This is a genomic window from Variovorax sp. Soil_C_17, from assembly GCF_057657265.1.
Genome location: NZ_JBDGIT010000008.1, coordinates 110,794 through 126,107 on the forward strand (window position 1 = coordinate 110,794; position 15,314 = coordinate 126,107).

At 67.6% G+C, this 15,314-nt stretch carries 20 protein-coding genes; 11 read left to right on the forward strand and 9 right to left on the reverse strand.

Going from position 1 to position 15,314, the window contains the following annotated elements; translation table 11 throughout:
- Window positions 1-22 precede the first annotated feature (22 nt).
- Genes AC3A6Y_RS28010 through AC3A6Y_RS28025 form a run of 4 tightly spaced genes read left to right on the forward strand, consistent with a single transcriptional unit; the run spans window position 23 to window position 2,342 of the window.
- Entirely contained in the window at window positions 23-706 is a 684-nt protein-coding gene (locus AC3A6Y_RS28010) for a lysophospholipid acyltransferase family protein (protein WP_487871506.1), read from the forward strand.
- Window positions 707-715: 9 nt separating this feature from the next.
- Window positions 716-1,669 (forward strand): phosphatidate cytidylyltransferase, encoded by a 954-nt coding sequence (locus AC3A6Y_RS28015; RefSeq protein ID WP_487871507.1) that lies wholly within the window; start codon window positions 716-718, stop codon window positions 1,667-1,669.
- 56 nt (window positions 1,670-1,725) lie between these two features.
- Window positions 1,726-2,001 carry a type II toxin-antitoxin system Phd/YefM family antitoxin gene (locus AC3A6Y_RS28020; protein ID WP_487871508.1) on the forward strand — a complete coding sequence of 92 codons (276 nt, stop codon included), beginning with the start codon at window positions 1,726-1,728 and terminating at the stop codon, window positions 1,999-2,001.
- Window positions 2,001-2,342 carry a type II toxin-antitoxin system RelE/ParE family toxin gene (locus AC3A6Y_RS28025; RefSeq protein WP_487871509.1) on the forward strand — a complete coding sequence of 114 codons (342 nt, stop codon included), beginning with the start codon at window positions 2,001-2,003 and terminating at the stop codon, window positions 2,340-2,342. Before AC3A6Y_RS28020 ends, AC3A6Y_RS28025 begins: the two co-directional genes overlap by 1 nt.
- A gap of 4 nt (window positions 2,343-2,346) precedes the next feature.
- On the opposite strand, the gene ruvA is transcribed toward AC3A6Y_RS28025, so the two are convergent.
- Window positions 2,347-2,919, reverse strand: coding sequence for a Holliday junction branch migration protein RuvA (gene ruvA / locus AC3A6Y_RS28030; protein WP_487871510.1), 573 nt, complete (start codon window positions 2,917-2,919; stop codon window positions 2,347-2,349).
- A gap of 34 nt (window positions 2,920-2,953) precedes the next feature.
- Between ruvA and AC3A6Y_RS28035 the strand changes: the two genes are divergently transcribed.
- Together AC3A6Y_RS28035 and ybeY are read left to right on the forward strand one after the other, a co-directional pair.
- Entirely contained in the window at window positions 2,954-3,901 is a 948-nt protein-coding gene (locus AC3A6Y_RS28035) for a PhoH family protein (RefSeq protein ID WP_487871511.1), read from the forward strand.
- On the forward strand, window positions 3,901-4,353 hold the full coding sequence (gene ybeY, locus AC3A6Y_RS28040; RefSeq protein ID WP_106557728.1) for an rRNA maturation RNase YbeY: 453 nt from the start codon (window positions 3,901-3,903) through the stop codon (window positions 4,351-4,353). The genes AC3A6Y_RS28035 and ybeY overlap by 1 nt, the downstream gene beginning before the upstream one ends.
- Here the strand turns inward: ybeY and dtd are convergent.
- Both dtd and AC3A6Y_RS28050 read right to left on the reverse strand, forming a co-directional pair.
- Complete coding sequence (dtd, locus tag AC3A6Y_RS28045; protein WP_487871512.1) at window positions 4,347-4,787, reverse strand: D-aminoacyl-tRNA deacylase; 441 nt, start codon at window positions 4,785-4,787, stop codon at window positions 4,347-4,349. The two genes, ybeY and dtd, sit on opposite strands and share 7 nt — an antisense overlap.
- Window positions 4,784-5,728: a cation diffusion facilitator family transporter gene (locus AC3A6Y_RS28050; protein ID WP_487871513.1), complete on the reverse strand. Its 945-nt coding sequence runs from the start codon at window positions 5,726-5,728 to the stop codon at window positions 4,784-4,786. The genes dtd and AC3A6Y_RS28050 overlap by 4 nt, the downstream gene beginning before the upstream one ends.
- 111 nt (window positions 5,729-5,839) lie before the next feature.
- Between AC3A6Y_RS28050 and AC3A6Y_RS28055 the strand changes: the two genes are divergently transcribed.
- Together AC3A6Y_RS28055 and AC3A6Y_RS28060 are read left to right on the forward strand one after the other, a co-directional pair.
- Complete coding sequence (locus AC3A6Y_RS28055) at window positions 5,840-6,337, forward strand: FecR family protein (protein WP_487871514.1); 498 nt, start codon at window positions 5,840-5,842, stop codon at window positions 6,335-6,337.
- Window positions 6,334-6,948, forward strand: coding sequence for an OmpA family protein (locus AC3A6Y_RS28060; RefSeq protein ID WP_487871515.1), 615 nt, complete (start codon window positions 6,334-6,336; stop codon window positions 6,946-6,948). The genes AC3A6Y_RS28055 and AC3A6Y_RS28060 overlap by 4 nt, the downstream gene beginning before the upstream one ends.
- A gap of 7 nt (window positions 6,949-6,955) precedes the next feature.
- On the opposite strand, the gene tyrS is transcribed toward AC3A6Y_RS28060, so the two are convergent.
- Window positions 6,956-8,188 (reverse strand): tyrosine--tRNA ligase, encoded by a 1,233-nt coding sequence (tyrS, locus tag AC3A6Y_RS28065; protein WP_487871516.1) that lies wholly within the window; start codon window positions 8,186-8,188, stop codon window positions 6,956-6,958.
- A gap of 157 nt (window positions 8,189-8,345) precedes the next feature.
- On the opposite strand from tyrS, the gene AC3A6Y_RS28070 reads away from it, so the two are divergent.
- Entirely contained in the window at window positions 8,346-9,695 is a 1,350-nt protein-coding gene (locus AC3A6Y_RS28070; RefSeq protein ID WP_487871517.1) for a peptidoglycan DD-metalloendopeptidase family protein, read from the forward strand.
- A gap of 20 nt (window positions 9,696-9,715) precedes the next feature.
- Window positions 9,716-10,831 (forward strand): anhydro-N-acetylmuramic acid kinase, encoded by a 1,116-nt coding sequence (locus AC3A6Y_RS28075; protein ID WP_487871518.1) that lies wholly within the window; start codon window positions 9,716-9,718, stop codon window positions 10,829-10,831.
- 88 nt (window positions 10,832-10,919) lie between these two features.
- Here the strand turns inward: AC3A6Y_RS28075 and erpA are convergent, their stop codons facing one another.
- From erpA to AC3A6Y_RS28100, 5 genes are all read right to left on the reverse strand, one after another.
- On the reverse strand, window positions 10,920-11,285 hold the full coding sequence (gene erpA, locus AC3A6Y_RS28080; protein ID WP_106557718.1) for an iron-sulfur cluster insertion protein ErpA: 366 nt from the start codon (window positions 11,283-11,285) through the stop codon (window positions 10,920-10,922).
- A gap of 130 nt (window positions 11,286-11,415) precedes the next feature.
- A complete protein-coding gene (rpsI, locus tag AC3A6Y_RS28085; protein ID WP_487871519.1) occupies window positions 11,416-11,808 on the reverse strand; it encodes a 30S ribosomal protein S9 in 393 nt (130 codons plus the stop codon).
- 11 nt (window positions 11,809-11,819) lie between these two features.
- Window positions 11,820-12,251, reverse strand: coding sequence for a 50S ribosomal protein L13 (rplM, locus tag AC3A6Y_RS28090; protein WP_066704192.1), 432 nt, complete (start codon window positions 12,249-12,251; stop codon window positions 11,820-11,822).
- Window positions 12,252-12,420: 169 nt separating this feature from the next.
- Window positions 12,421-13,650 (reverse strand): S1C family serine protease, encoded by a 1,230-nt coding sequence (locus AC3A6Y_RS28095; RefSeq protein ID WP_487871520.1) that lies wholly within the window; start codon window positions 13,648-13,650, stop codon window positions 12,421-12,423.
- A gap of 11 nt (window positions 13,651-13,661) precedes the next feature.
- Complete coding sequence (locus tag AC3A6Y_RS28100) at window positions 13,662-14,333, reverse strand: hypothetical protein (protein WP_487871521.1); 672 nt, start codon at window positions 14,331-14,333, stop codon at window positions 13,662-13,664.
- Between the two features lie 78 nt (window positions 14,334-14,411).
- On the opposite strand from AC3A6Y_RS28100, the gene AC3A6Y_RS28105 reads away from it, so the two are divergent.
- Complete coding sequence (locus AC3A6Y_RS28105; protein ID WP_487871522.1) at window positions 14,412-15,314, forward strand: 23S rRNA (adenine(2030)-N(6))-methyltransferase RlmJ; 903 nt, start codon at window positions 14,412-14,414, stop codon at window positions 15,312-15,314.

A 15,314-nucleotide genomic window follows, 5' to 3' on the forward strand; every position in this document is an offset into this window, starting at 1 on the left:
TGGATCGCAAGGAGCCCCGCTCATGAGTTCCCCCGCCCCCGGCCTGCCGCGCCAGGCGGCCGCCGTCGTCTCGGCCTGGCTGATCGTGCTGTTCGCCAAGCTGCTGACCGGCGTGCGCGCCATCTGGAGCGGCACCGGCCCCAAGGCCGAGCAGACCCTCTACTTCGCCAATCACACCAGCCACGGCGACTTCGTGCTGCTGTGGGCCACGCTGCCGCCGGACCTGCGCGCGCTCACGCGCCCGGTGGCCGGACAGGACTACTGGGAGGCCTCGGCGCTGCGCCGCTTCATCGGACGGGACGTGTTCAACGCGCTGATGATCCGGCGCGACGGCAGCGCCGCGCCCGGCAGCGAGGCGGCCCTCAACCCCGTCGACCAGATGACCGAGGCGCTGCAGGCCGGCGACTCGCTGATCATGTTCCCCGAGGGCACCCGCAACATCGGCGAAGACGTGCTGCTGCCGCTGAAGAGCGGCCTCTACCACCTCGCGCGGGCCTGCCCGCAAGTGCGGCTGGTGCCGGTGTGGATCGAGAACCTCAAGCGCGTGCTGCCCAAGGGCATGCTGGTGCCGGTGCCGCTGGCCTGCACGGTGCGCTATGGCACGCCGATCGCGCTGGCCGAGGGCGAGGACAAGGCCGCGTTCATCGCCCGGGCAAGGGCCGCGATGCTGGACCTGCGGCCCGAATACGACCGTGATGAACACTGATCGATCGCCATGACCGTGACCGCTTCCACCCACGCCACCTGGATGCTGTTCGGCGGCGTCGCCGGCGTCCTGATCCTCGCCTCGGCCATCGGCGCGCTGCTCAAGTGGCGCGTCGCACAGGGCCGGCCCCATTCGGTGATCGACAACCTCAACGCGCGCGTGAACGCCTGGTGGGTGATGGTGGCCGTGATCGGCTTGGCCTTCGCCCTCGGCAAGGGCGGGGTGATCGTGCTCTTCTACCTGATCTCCTTCTACGCCCTGCGCGAGTTCATGAGCCTGGCCTACACGCGCCGCGGCGACCACCATGCGATCGCGCTGGCCTTCTTCGTCGCGCTGCCGGTGCAGTACTTCCTGATCTGGATCGAGTGGTACGGCCTCTACGCCATCTTCATCCCGGTCTACGCTTTCCTGGTGCTGCCCATCCTCGCGGCCGTGGGCGGCGACACCAAGCGCTTCCTGGAGCGCACGTCCAAGGTGCAGTGGGGGCTGATGGTCTGCGTGTTCTGCATCAGCCACGTGCCGGCGCTGCTCACGCTGCAGATTCCGGGTTTCGAGGGCCGGAACCTGCTGTTGATCGCCTTCCTCGTGATCGTGGTGCAGGGCAGCGACGTGCTGCAGTATGTGTGGGGCAAGCTCTTCGGCAAGCGCAAGGTGGCGCCCGAACTCTCGCCCTCGAAGACCTGGGAAGGCCTGGTCGGCGGCGTCGCCAGCGCCACCGCGCTGGGCGCGGCGCTCTACTGGGCCACGCCCTTCAATCCATGGCAGGCGGCGCTGATGGCGCTCACCATCTGCGTGATGGGCTTCTTCGGCGGCCTGGTGATGTCGGCCATCAAGCGCGACCGCGGCGTCAAGGATTGGGGCACCATGATCGAAGGCCACGGCGGCATGCTGGACCGGCTGGACTCGGTGATTTTTGCGGCGCCGATCTACTTCCATGCGCTGCGGTTCTGGTGGGTGCCCTAGTGGGGACCAAAAAAAGACTGCATTCAGTCCTGTCTGCCCCCACCCGGAGCTTCGCCATGCGCTTCTCATCTCAAGTCAAGCCGATCAGCTACCTCAAGGCCAATGCGGCCGAGGTTCTCGCCCACCTGGCCGACCAGCGCGAGCCGCTGATCATCACCCAGAACGGTGAAGCCAAGGCGGTTCTGCAAGACGTCGCCTCATTCGAGGAAACCCAGGAAACACTCGCCCTGCTGAAGATCCTGGCGCTGGGCAACCGGGAAGTGGCCGCCGGAAAGGTCAAGCCGGTGGCGGAGGTCGTGGCCCGGCTGCGTGCAAAACAAGCCACCGACTGATGTCGGGGAGGCCCTCGCAATTCGAGGTCCTGCTCACCGAAGGCGCCGAGCAGGACTTGGAGTCGATCCATGACTACATCGCACAGTTCGACTGCGTTGCCAGCGCCGACCGCGTGCCGGGTCGGTTGATGGAAGTCGTAGAGAAACTGTCGCGTTTCCCGGAACGAGGCAGCCACCCCAGAGAATTGGCTGCGCTGGGCATCAGGGAGTACCGTCAGACCTCGTTCAAGCCTTACCGTGTGATCTACCGCGTCATCAACAAGCAGGTCATCATTCACTTGATTGCAGATGGCCGCAGAGATATGCAGGCGGTACTTGCGCGCAGGCTGCTCGGCGCATAAGCCTCTACTTCGCCAACGCCTTCAACGCCAGCTTGATGCCCTCCCCCACCGCCACGTCCTTCGGCAGCGCCTTGAGCGCCGCCGCCGCCTCGCGATCGCTGTAGCCCAACGCGAGCAGCGCCTGCAGGATGTCGGCCTGCGCATCGGTGGCGGCATGCGCGGGCGCGCCGATGTCGGCGCCCAGCTTGCCCTTGAGCTCGAGCAACAGGCGCTCGGCCGTCTTCTTGCCGATGCCCGGGATCTTCACCAACCGGCCTGCTTCCTGCAACGTGACGGCCTGTGCGATCTCCCCCACGCTCATGCCGCTCAGCAGGCCCAGCGCGGTGCGCGGCCCCACGCCGGAGATCTTGATCAGCTGTCGGAAAGTGGCACGCTCCTCGGCGGTGCCGAAGCCGTAGAGGATCTGCGCGTCCTCGCGCACCACGAAGTGCGTCAGCAGGGAGACGCGCTCGCCCGTCGAGGGCAGGTTGTAGAAGGTGCTCATCGGCACATCGACCTCGTAGCCGACGCCGTTGCAGTCCACCACCACCTGCGGCGGATTGCGCTCGGCCAGGATGCCGGTGAGTTTGCCTATCATGGGTGCCCTTTTCGCTTTTGAAAATGAAATCCGCGTGATTCTGCGACACACCTTCGCCCCGCCCAACAACACCCGCCTGAGCCACCTCTGCGGGCCGCTGGACGGGCACCTGCGCCGCATCGAGGAAGCGCTGGACGTCAAGGTCGCGCACCGCCACGAGCAGTTCAAGATCGAAGGCCACAAGGCGAACGCGCAGCGCGCGATGGAGGTGCTCCAGGCCCTCTACGAGCTCGCCCAGCGCCCCATCGACGCCGCCGTGGTGCAGCTCACGCTGGCCGGCGACAGCACACTGGGCGAAGCCGAGGACGGCGCGATCACGCTCGCCACGCGCCGTACCGACTTGCGCGCGCGCACGCCCAACCAGAGCGTCTATCTGCACAACATCGCCGAGCACGACATCACCCTGGGCATCGGCCCGGCCGGCACCGGCAAGACCTACCTGGCCGTGGCCAGCGCGGTCGATGCGCTGGAGCGCAGCGCCGTGCAGCGCATCGTGCTCACGCGCCCGGCCGTGGAAGCCGGCGAGCGCCTGGGGTTCCTGCCGGGCGACCTGACGCAGAAGGTCGACCCCTACCTGCGCCCGCTGTACGACGCGCTCTACGACCTGATGGGCTTCGACCGCGTGCAGAAGGCTTTCGAGCGCAACACGCTGGAGATCGCGCCGCTGGCTTTCATGCGCGGGCGCACGCTCAACAACGCCTTCGTCATCCTCGACGAGGCGCAGAACACCACCCCCGAGCAGATGAAGATGTTTCTCACGCGCATCGGCTTCGGCGCCAAGGCGGTGGTGACCGGCGACGTGAGCCAGATCGACCTGCCCAAGCAGCAGCTGAGCGGCCTGATCGATGCCGAACGCGTGCTCAAGCGGGTCAACGGCATCGCCATCACGCATTTCACGAGTGCCGACGTGGTGCGGCATCCGCTGGTGGCCCGCATCATCGATGCCTACGACGGCGCGCGCAAACGCGCGAGCGCTCGCTGATGGCGCTGGCCGACTTGTCGCTCTCGCTGCAGTTCGCGCGCTTTCGCGAAGTGGCCCGCCATCGCGCGGCGCTGCCGCGGCACCGCGTCGCGCGCTGGATTCGCCATGCGCTCGAGGCCGACGGCGAGATCACCGTGCGCATCGTCGATGCCGAGGAAGGCCAGCAGCTCAACCGAGAGTTTCGCGGCAAGGACTACGCGACCAACGTGCTGACCTTCGACTATGCGCAGCGCCCGGTGGTGATGGCCGACCTCGTGCTGTGCGCGCCGGTGGTCGCGCGCGAGGCGAAGGAGCAGCGCAAGACCCTCGCCGCCCATTACGCCCATCTGCTGGTGCACGGCACGCTGCACGCACAGGGCTGGGACCACGAAACCGGCGAGGCCGACGCCGAGGCGATGGAGGCGCGCGAGATCGAGATCCTCGCGGGCCTGGGCATCAAGAACCCTTATTGAATCTGCAGCGGGATGGTGACCGGCCCGTCGTTCACCAGGCTGACCTGCATGTCCGCTCCGAACTCGCCCGTGGCGACCTCGGGATGCGCGATGCGCGCCCGGGCGACGAAGTACTCGTAGAGCCGCCGTCCTTCGTCGGGCGGGGCGGCCTGGGTGAAGCTGGGGCGGTTGCCGCCGCTGGCATCGGCCGCGAGCGTGAACTGGCTCACCACCATCAGGCCGCCGGCCGTGTCCTGCACGCTGCGGTTCATCTTGCCGGCCTCGTCGGAGAAGATGCGCAGCTTCAGGATCTTGGCCAGCATCCGGTCCGCCTGCGCCTCGCCATCGCCGCGCTCCGCACACAGCAGCACCAGCAGGCCGGGGCCGATGGCGCCGACGGTCTGCCCCGCGATATCCACGCGCGCCTCGGCGACCCGCTGGAGCAGCGCCTTCACGAGGGCGTCTCCTCGATCTGCGTCGCGCGCGCCTCCATGCCCAGCGGCAGCAGCTGGATGGTCACGCGCAGCCCGGGCACGGCATCCATCAGCGTCTGCTCCAGGCCGTCGCGCAAGCCGGCGGCGCGCTGCAGCGTCCAGTCGCCGGGCACATGCATGTGCAGGTCGGCGAAGCGGCGCTGGCCGGCCCGGCGCGTGACGATGTCGTCGAAGCGCAGTTCCCGGCCCTCGGGCACGCTGGCGGCGAAATGCTCGAGGGCGGCGTGGAGCAAGGCCTGCGACTGGGGGTCCAGCGCCTCGTCCATCAGGCCCTGCGACGAGCGCCAGACCAGCTTCACGCCCTCGCGCGCGATGTTGAGCGCCACGCCGATCGCGAGCAATGGATCGAGCCACAACCAGCCCGTCACCCAGACCGCGACGATGCCCACCACCACCGCAGCCGAAGTCCAGACGTCGGCCATCAGGTGCTTCGCATCGGCCTCGAGCGCGATGGAACGATGGATGCGCGCGGCGCGGAACAGTGCCAGCGCCAGCATCGCGTTCAGCACCGAGCTCAGCACCGAGAGCGCCAGGCCCCAACCCAGCTGCTGCAGCGGCTCGGGCGAGAGCAGCCGCACGACCGCCGCCCACATGATGGCTGCGGCCGCGGCGAAGATGAGGATGCCCTCGAAGCCCGAGGAGAAGTACTCGGCCTTGTGATGGCCGTAGGGATGGTCCGCGTCGGCCGGTCGCGCGGCGATCGTGACCATCGCGAGCGCGAACATGGCGCTCGCCAGGTTCACGAAGGACTCCATCGCGTCCGAGATCAGGCCCATGGAATTGGTGAGCCAGCCGGCCACGCCCTTCAACAGGATGGTGGCCAGCGCGACCGCGATCGAGATGCGCAGCAGCAGCTTCGGGCTCAGCGCCCAGGACGACGGTGAAGGAACCAGGGACGACAAGAGCAATCAGACAGGGCGCCGCAGCAGGAGGCCGATTATCGGGGCCGCCCGGGCAGGCTCCCGGTCGCGTACCATCCGCCGGCAGATCGAGGACTTTTGCTGCAACCAATAATGACTGACAAGTGCCTTGCCACGATGCTGTGTGGCCTCCTCCTGTCCGGCGCCGGTGCGCTGGCGCAGACGGCCCCTGCCGCCGACGCGACGGCCGCGTCGCCCATCGGCGCCGAGCATGCCGGCATCCTCAAGTCGGTACGCGGCAAGGTATTGTTGTTGGGTGCCGACGGCGTCTCACGCCCGGCGCAGGCCGGCGATCCCATCGCACCCATCGAGCGCCTGCAGACCGAGGCCGACTCGGCCGCGAGCCTGGTGCTGCGCGACGGCACCATGATGGTGGTGGGGCCCTCGTCGCGGATCGATCTCAAGCAGTTCCACTTCGACTCGACCACGCGCGACGGTGGCCTGCTGGTCTCGCTGCTGCGCGGGTCGCTGCGCATGGTCACCGGCCTGATCGGCAAGGCGCATCCCGATGCGGTGCGCGTCGAGACCCAGACCGCCACCATCGGCATTCGGGGCACGGACTTCATCGTGCAGGCGGACGCCACGCCGTGACGGTGCTGCTCCGACGCCTCGCCCTTCTCGCCACCGCCCTGTCGGCCGCGCTGCTGGCCGCCTGCTCCACGCCACCCACCACGCGCGTGGTGCTGCTGCCGCAGACGGACGGCACGCCATCGTCCGTGGTCGTGCGCGCCAACAACGACGACGAGCGAACGCTGTCCGAGCCCTACCAGCGCGCGACGGCCAAGGCCCGGGGCGCTCCGGTGGTCGACCGGGTCGATCCGGCCCGGCTGCGCAGCGAGAATCCGGCGCTCTTCGAGCTGCTGCCACCGCCGGTGCTCAGCTACGCGGTTTACTTCGACATCGGCGGGGCGGTCCTCACCGCCTCGTCGCAGATCGCGATGAACGAGGCGCTCAAGGAGGCGCTGGCGCGCAGCGGCGGCGAGATCGTGGTGACGGGGCACACCGACACGATCGGCCCCCCGGCCCGCAACGACGAGCTGTCGCGGCGCCGCGCGGAACAGGTGAGGCAGCTGTTCCTGGCGCGAGGCTTTCCGGCGCACCGAATCGAGGTGGTGGGCCGCGGCGAGCGCGACCCGGCCATTCCGACCGCCGACGAGGTCGACGAGCCCCGCAACCGCCGCGTGGCCATCGAGGTCCGCTGAGGACCGCTCAGCCGATCGTCACGCGGGCGAACTTGCGCTTGCCGACCTGCACGACGTAGGTGCCGGCATCCAGCTTGAGCCCCTTGTCGCTCACCACGCCGGAATCCACGCGCACGCCGCCGCCGTCGATCAGGCGGTTGCCCTCGGAAGTCGACGCCGCCAGGCCTGCCTGTTTGAGCAGCTGCGCAATGCCCAGCGGTGCCCCCGAGAGCGAAAGCGCCGGGATCTCGTCCGGCACGCCGCCCTTGCTGCGGTTGATGAAGTCCTGCTCCGCCGCCTCTGCCGCGGCCGCGCTGTGGAAGCGCGCGGTGATCTCCTTGGCCAGCGCGACCTTGGCGTCCTTGGGGTTGCGTCCGGCCTCGATCTCGGCCTTCAGCGCGGCGATCTCGGCCAGCGAGCGGAAGGACAGCAACGTGTACCAGCGCCACATCAGCGTGTCCGAGATGGACAGCACCTTGGCGAACATGGTGTTGGGGTCTTCGCTGATGCCGATGTAGTTGTTCTTGCTCTTCGACATTTTCTCGACGCCGTCCAGCCCCTCCAGCAGCGGCATGGTGAGAATGCACTGCGGCTCCTGGCCGTACTCCTGCTGAAGATGGCGCCCGACCAGCAGGTTGAACTTCTGGTCGGTGCCGCCGAGCTCGAGGTCGGACTTCAGCGCCACCGAGTCGTAGCCCTGCATCAGCGGGTAGAGGAACTCGTGCACCGAGATCGACTGGCCGGCCTTGAAGCGCTTGCTGAAGTCGTCGCGCTCCATCATCCGCGCCACCGTGTACTTGGCAGCCAACTGGATCATGCCGCGCGCGCCGAGCGGGTCGCTCCACTCGGAGTTGTAACGGATCTCCGTCTTCGCTGGGTCCAGCACCAGGCTGGCCTGCCGGTAGTAGGTCTGGGCGTTGGCCTCGATCTGCTCGCGCGAGAGCGGCGGCCGGGTGCTGTTGCGGCCCGAAGGGTCGCCGATGGTCGTGGTGAAGTCGCCGATCAGGAAGATCACGGTGTGGCCCAGATCTTGCAGCTGGCGCATCTTGTTGAGCACCACGGTGTGGCCGATATGGATGTCCGGGGCAGTCGGGTCGAGGCCCAACTTGATGCGTAGCGGCTGGCCGGTGGCCTCCGAGCGCTGGAGCTTCTTCACCCACTCGTCCTGGGGCAACAACTCATCGGTCCCACGAAGCGAAATTTCGAGGGCTCGTCCTACACCATCGGACAGACTTGTGGATGTAACAAAACCCGTTTTCATGAATTATTGCGGCAGATTTTCGTATGTCAGAAGCTATACTCAGCCCGACTTTTTCAAGCGCCGGATTCTAAGCGGCGCTTCCCGCACCGCCCTGCCGCCCGTCCCGACACGGCCCCTTGCAGCGCGGATTTGCAGAACCTGAGCTGGAATTCGTAGTTTGATCAAGGGCATTTTGGCCGCCGAGGAGGCGCTTGCTTCCCGGGTGGCGTATACATTCCGGAAATACCCACGGCAGATCACGGCGGCCATTGCCGCACTGCTGCTGTCGGCCGGCGGTGGCGCCTTCGCCGTCGCATCGCTTGGGCCTGATGCGTCCGAGCTCCCCGTCCAGCAGGTGTTCGAGGCGGTCAAGCCGCTCGCCTTCGCCGACCAGGTGGAAGCGCTCGACACCCATGGCTTTACCCTCTTCCGAACCGAGATCACGCGCTCGAGCGACACCGCCGAGTCGCTGCTGCGGCGCCTGGGCATCGCCGACGATGCCGCGGCTGCCTTCGTGCGTGGAAACGCCGAGGCCCGCATGGCGCTGCTCGGCCGCGCCGGCCGCACCATCACGGCAGAGGCGGCGCAAGACAACAGCCTCCAAAAGCTCAGCGCCCGCTGGATGCCGGACACCGATGGCGGCTTCAAGCGCCTGGTGGTCGAGAAGGTCGGCAGCAGCTTCCGAGCCCGGATCGAGACCGACGCCCTGACCCCCGGCACCCGTCTGGCCAGCGGCATCGTGCGCAGTTCGCTGTTCGCAGCGACGGACGACGCGCGCATCCCCGATACGGTGGCCAGCCAGCTGGCCGACATCTTCTCCGGCGACGTCGACTTCCGCGCGCTGCGCAAGGGCGACCGTTTCGCCGTCGTCTACGAGACCTTCGACGCCGACGGCCAGACCCTGCGCAGCGGCCGCGTGCTATCCGCGGAGTTCGAGAGCAACGGCAAGCTCCACCAGGCCTTGTGGTTCCAGGAACCCGGCCAGAAGGGCGCCTACTACCGGCCCAACGGCGACAGCCTGCGCCGCGCCTACCTGAGCTCGCCGGTCGAGTTCACGCGCGTGTCGAGCGGTTTCGCGATGCGCATGCATCCGATCCTCAACAGCTGGCGCCAGCACAACGGCGTCGACTATGCGGCACCCACCGGCACCACCGTGCGCGTCGTGGGCGATGGCACGGTGGAGTTCGCGGGCACGCAGAACGGCTACGGCAACATCGTGATCGTGAACCACCGCAACAACCAGCAGACGGCCTATGCGCACCTCAGCCGCATCGACGTCAAGGCCGGCCAGACCCTGACCCAGGGCCAGAGCGTGGGCGCCGTCGGTTCGAGCGGCTGGGCCACGGGTCCGCACCTGCATTTCGAGTTCCGGATCAACGGCGAGTACCACGACCCCTCGACCATTGCGCAGCAGGAGGGCGGAGCACCGATCTCGGCGGGCGCTCGCCCGGCCTTCGAGCGCCTGGCCCTGGCCACCCGCACCGAGCTCGCGGCGGCCTTCTCCGTGGTTCAGGCCAGCGCCGACTAGGCATTCACATCGCCGTCGGCATGGCTGAAGAACTCTTCATCGGCCTGATGTCCGGCACCTCGCTCGACGGCGTCGACGGCGTCCTGGCCGACTTCTCCGGTGGGCGAATCGCCGTACGCGCCCATGCCACGGCGACCTTCCCGGTCTCGCTGCGCGCCGAGCTGATGGCGCTCAACACCCTCGGTGGCGACAACGAACTGCACCGCGCCGCGCTGGCCGGCAACGGGCTTGCGCGGGTGTATGCGGGCGTGGTCGAGCAACTCCTTGCCGATACCGGAACCTCTCGCGCGTCCGTGACCGCCATCGGCGCCCACGGGCAGACCGTGCGGCACCGGCCGGGCGAGTTCGACGATGTCGGCTACACCCTGCAGATCAACAACCCCTCCTTGGTCGCGGAGCTCACCGGCATTTGCGTGGTAGCCGATTTCCGCAGCCGCGACCTCGCGGCAGGAGGCCAGGGCGCGCCTCTGGTGCCGGGCTTCCACCGGGCGCTGTTCGCCCGCGACGAACAGGCGGTGGCGGTGCTCAACATCGGCGGCATTTCCAATCTGAGCCTGCTGCCGGCGGGCGAAGGCACGGTGCTGGGCTTCGACTGCGGTCCCGGCAATGCGCTGCTGGACCACTGGTGCCAGAGCCACATCGGCCAGCCCTTCGACACCGGCGGCCGCTGGGCCGCCACCGGTCGCGTGCTGCCCGATCTGCTTTCGCGCTGCCTGGCCGACGCCTACTTCGCCAAGTCGCCGCCCAAGAGCACCGGCCGCGACCTGTTCAATCCAAGCTGGCTGGCCGCTCGCCTGGGCGGCGCCGCTGCGCAGCCTGCCGATGTGCAGGCGACGCTGGCCGAGTTGACGGCCTTGGTCTGCGCCACCGAGCTGCAACGCCATGGCGAGGGCATCCGCCTGCTGATCGTCTGCGGCGGCGGCGCGCTCAACGACCACCTGATGACGCGGCTGCGCGCCCTGCTGCCCGGGATGCAGGTCCTCTCCTCGGCCGAGCGCGGCCTGCCGCCTCAGCAGGTCGAGGCGGCCGCCTTTGCATGGCTGGGGCGCAGCACGATGCGCCGCGAATCCGGGAACCTCGCGAGCGTCACGGGCGCGCGCGGGGCGCGCGTGCTGGGCGCGATCTACCCGGCCTGAGTCGCGTCGAAACCGAGGCGCCCCTGGTAAGTAAACGACGGGCAGCAAAAAGCCGCCCGAAGGCGGCTTTTGTCTGGCGCTCACGCCCTCAGGCCGAGAAGCTGGATCCGCAGCCGCAGGTGCTGGTGGCGTTGGGATTCTTGATCACGAACTGGGCGCCTTGCAGATCTTCCTTGTAGTCGATCTCGGCGCCGACCAGGTACTGGTAGCTCATGGCATCGATCAACAGGGACACGCCGTTCTTGGTCATGGTCGTGTCGTCCTCGTTGACGATTTCGTCGAAGGTGAATCCGTACTGGAAGCCCGAGCAACCGCCGCCCTGAACGAAGACGCGCAGCTTGAGGTCGGGATTGCCCTCTTCGGCGATCAGGTCGGCCACCTTGGCGGCTGCGCTGTCCGTGAAGACGATCGGGTCGGGCATCTGGGTTTGAACGTTTTCGGCAACGGCACTCATGGGAAGAGGACTCCTGTGGGGGGCCGAACGGAGCGGCCAACGGAAAGATGCTACTGCAATAACCAAAAAGCCGCCCGAAGGCGGCCTTTTGGCAGTGCGAGCAATAAGCCCAAAGCGATCGGAGGACCGATCAGCGCTTCGAGAACTGCTTGCGGCGGCGTGCGGAATGCAGGCCGACCTTCTTGCGCTCCACCTCGCGGGCGTCGCGGGTCACGAAGCCGGCCTGGCTCAGCACCGGCTTGAGCGATGCGTCGTAGTCGATCAGCGCGCGGGTAATGCCGTGGCGCGTCGCGCCCGCCTGGCCCGATTCGCCGCCGCCTGCCACGTTGACCATGATGTCGAAGGTCTCGACGTTGCCGGTCAGGAAGAGCGGTTGCTTGGCAATCATGATCGAGGTCTCGCGGCCGAAGTACTCGGCAATGTCCTTGCCGTTGACCGTGACTTTGCCGGAGCCTTTTTTCAGAAACACGCGGGCGACGCTGGATTTGCGACGGCCGGTGCCATTGTTCCATTCACCAATCATCTCAAGGCTCCTTAGATTTCCAGCACTTTGGGCTGTTGGGCGGTATGCGGATGCTCTGCACCGCCGTACACCTTGAGTTTCTTGATCATGGCGTAGCCCAGGGGACCCTTGGGCAGCATGCCCTTGACGGCCTTTTCCAGGGCGCGGCCCGGATGCTTGGCTTGCATGTCGCGGAAGTTGGTGGCCGTGATGCCGCCCGGGTAGCCCGAGTGGCGGTAGTACACCTTGTCAAGCGGCTTGGCGCCGGTGACGCGCAGCTGGGCTGCGTTGATGATGACGATGAAGTCACCGGTATCGACGTGAGGCGTGTAAATGGCCTTGTGTTTGCCGCGCAAACGGAGAGCAACTTCGCTGGCTACTCGTCCGAGGACCTTGTCGGTCGCGTCAATCACAAACCACTCGTGCGTCACGTCAGCGGGCTTGGCGCTGAACGTTTTGGTCATGAGTTTTCCTTGGAAGGAAGTGGTTTGGCGGGCCCTTTTCCACGGTCGGTGTTCCTCTGACGGGAATCTCTTAGGTGGGATGAAATGCTCCGCCGCGGGGCCACTCGAACGCTGCGAAGCCCGCGATTATATGAAAAAAGAGAATAGACGGGCAAATCTGCCGGCGGCGCTAGCGGAGCACGCGGACCAACTCTAACGACTCCCTGGTGCTGACCGGATTGTTGAACGCGCGGTGCTCGGCCTCGAAGCGCACGACCCGCCCGAGTTCGTAGGAGTACCAGGCCGTGGCATCGAAGCGCGTGCCGCTGGTGGCAGCGCCGGCACCGGCAGCAGCATAGATCCAGCCCGTGTAGACGATCTGCAGGACCCGAATGTCGGCTCCATCCACACGCATCGTCCGCTCGCCGAAGACCGTGGCATCCAGATCGTGGCGGTATCGGGGTGCCGTGCTCCCCATGAAGTCCATGTGCCAGCGCATGCCCGGCTTCACGTCCTTGCGGCCCCAGCCGCCCGGCGGCGAGGAGGAATCGAACATGCCCCCGATCGGCGAAGTCACGGAGACCACTCGCCCATCCGCCTTTTCGACGCGTCCGCCCATGTTGAAGAACAGCTCATCGCCCGCGATGCGATCCAGCCGATACACGACCGGCGACTGGTTGCCGGTGAGATGGTCGACGCGCACGTATTCGAGGGCATCGCCGGCGCGCAGCGGCTCGCCCGGCCGGCGCGCGTCTGCCGGCCTTGCCCCGGCGCCATCCTCCAGACGTGGCCGCCGGGCCAGCGCTGCCTGCGCCCGGGCAGGAATCTCCGCGACGAATTCGGCCGGCACGGCGAAGTTGGCGCTGCCCGCCTCGCGGTTGCCGAAGGTCAAGATGCCCAGAAGGCGCCCCTCGCTGTCGAACAGCCCGCCGCCGCTGGTGCCGGCAGATATGGCAGCCGTGGTCTGCAGCAGCTGGCCCTCATCGCCGTCACGCAGGCCCGAGAGGATGCCTTCGCTGAGCGTGTTCTCCAGGCCGCGCGGGCTGCCGATGGCGTAGACCCGTTGCCCGACCCGGGCCGAGCCCGCCGGCGCGATCGGGAGCGCAGGCTCGCGGAAATTGGCAACCTTGATCTGGCACAGATTCCGCTCCACATCGGGAAACTCGAGAGTCGCCCCATAGCTGACGTTGTCTCGCCGGATCATCAGGCTGCTCGCCTTGGCCAGCACGTGGCAGTTTGTGACCAGCCGGCCGGTTCCCACCACCACGGCACTGCCGCCGCGCAGCGGGCGCTCCTGGGCGTCGAAGGTGCGCACGATCCAGACACCGGGCGACACCTTGGCGAACAGCGCCTCGGGCTCCAGCGCTTGCGCGCTCCCCGCGGCGAGGGCGCCGCCCAACCAAAGGGCGGCTCTGATCATTTTCGCGCGCGTCACGGCTTTGCGGGCAGCAAGGCGTTGAGGTCGTCCATCGAGACCCGCGCCGGCGGCGCAGCACCCGGGCCGGGAGGTGGCGGAGCAGGTGCGCGCGCGACGGGCGCGGGCTCGGGCGTGGATTGCGGCGCCTGAGGAACGCGATCGGCGGGACTCTTCTCGAGTTCCTTCCTGGGCGCCGCGGCGGCCATCTGAGTCGTGCCGAGCACGACGCCCGGCATGGCTTGGTCGCCCTGCTGCGCGCTCCGATCAAAGTAGCGCTGCTCCCCGAAAACCAGTTGCATCCAGCTCGGATAATTGAAGCCCGATCCATTGCCGGCATCGATGGCCACTCCGATCAGCCCGCCGATCAGGATATTGCCCACCATGCCCCCGTTCACGCGCGACACCGCTTGTCCGCCCGCCGGGGCCTGCCCGGCCTGCGTGCAATGGATCGAGAGATTGCCACCCGAACGCCGCACCGGCACGCTCTGGCCGGACAACGCGAGGGCCTCGCCCTTGTCGTTGGCCACCTTGCATTCGGCGCCGTCGACCACCTGGCCGCCTGGCGTGAGCGTCTCGATCTTGATCGACTGGGTGGTGCCGTGCGTGACGGAGGCGCAGCCCGTCAGAATAGACAGAACGCCCGCGCATGCGCACAGGCCCCAAAATCGCCAGTTGGCTCCTCGCATTCCTCGATCCCTCTGTTATTGGTTGTAACGGCGCGAGAGTCTAGCCGTAACCCATTCTTCTTCCAGGCACTAATTCTCATGTTCAGCTACCGCCACGCCTTCCATGCCGGCAACCACGCCGACGTGCTCAAGCACACGGTGCTGATTGCCGCGCTCGAGCACCTGCTCGAGAAGGACACCGCCCTCACGGTGGTCGACACCCACGCCGGCGCCGGGCTGTACCGGCTCGACGGCGACTACGCCGGCACCAGCGGCGAAGCGGCCGAAGGGGTGCTGCGGCTGGTCTCCGAGACCCAGCCCCACCCCGACCCGGCCCCGCTCGCCGACGCCCTGGCGCGCTACCTCGCCGTGGTGCGCGACTTCAACCCCAAGGGCGGCGCGCGCATCTATCCCGGCTCGCCCTTCATCGTGCAGCACCTGCTGCGCGACCACGACAAGCTCAAGCTCTTCGAGCTGCATCCGACCGACTCGCGCACGCTGAGCGCCAACATTGCCCAGCTGGAGGCCGGCCGCCGCATCGTTGTGCTGCACGAGGACGGCTTCGGCAGCGCCACCAAGTTCCTGCCGCCGCCCTCGCGCCGTGCGCTGGTGCTGTGCGACCCGAGCTACGAGATCAAGAGCGACTACGGGCGCGTGCTCGACTTCGTGGCCGAGGCGCTCAAGCGCTTCGCGACCGGCACGTACGCGATCTGGCACCCGATCATTCCGCGGCCCGAGTCGCATGACCTGCCGCGCCGCCTCAAGACCCTGGCCACCAAGGCCGGCAAGCCCTGGCTGCACGCAACGCTGACCGTCAAGTCGAGCAAGATCCTGACCGACGCGACCGGCGCCACGCACCGTCCGGGGCTGCCCGCGAGCGGCATGTTCCTGATCAACCCGCCTTTCACGCTGAAGGCCCAGCTCGAGGCGGCCCTGCCGCAGATGGCGAAGCGCCTCGCGCAGGACCGCCACGCGGCCTTCTCGCTCGACCACGGCGGCTGA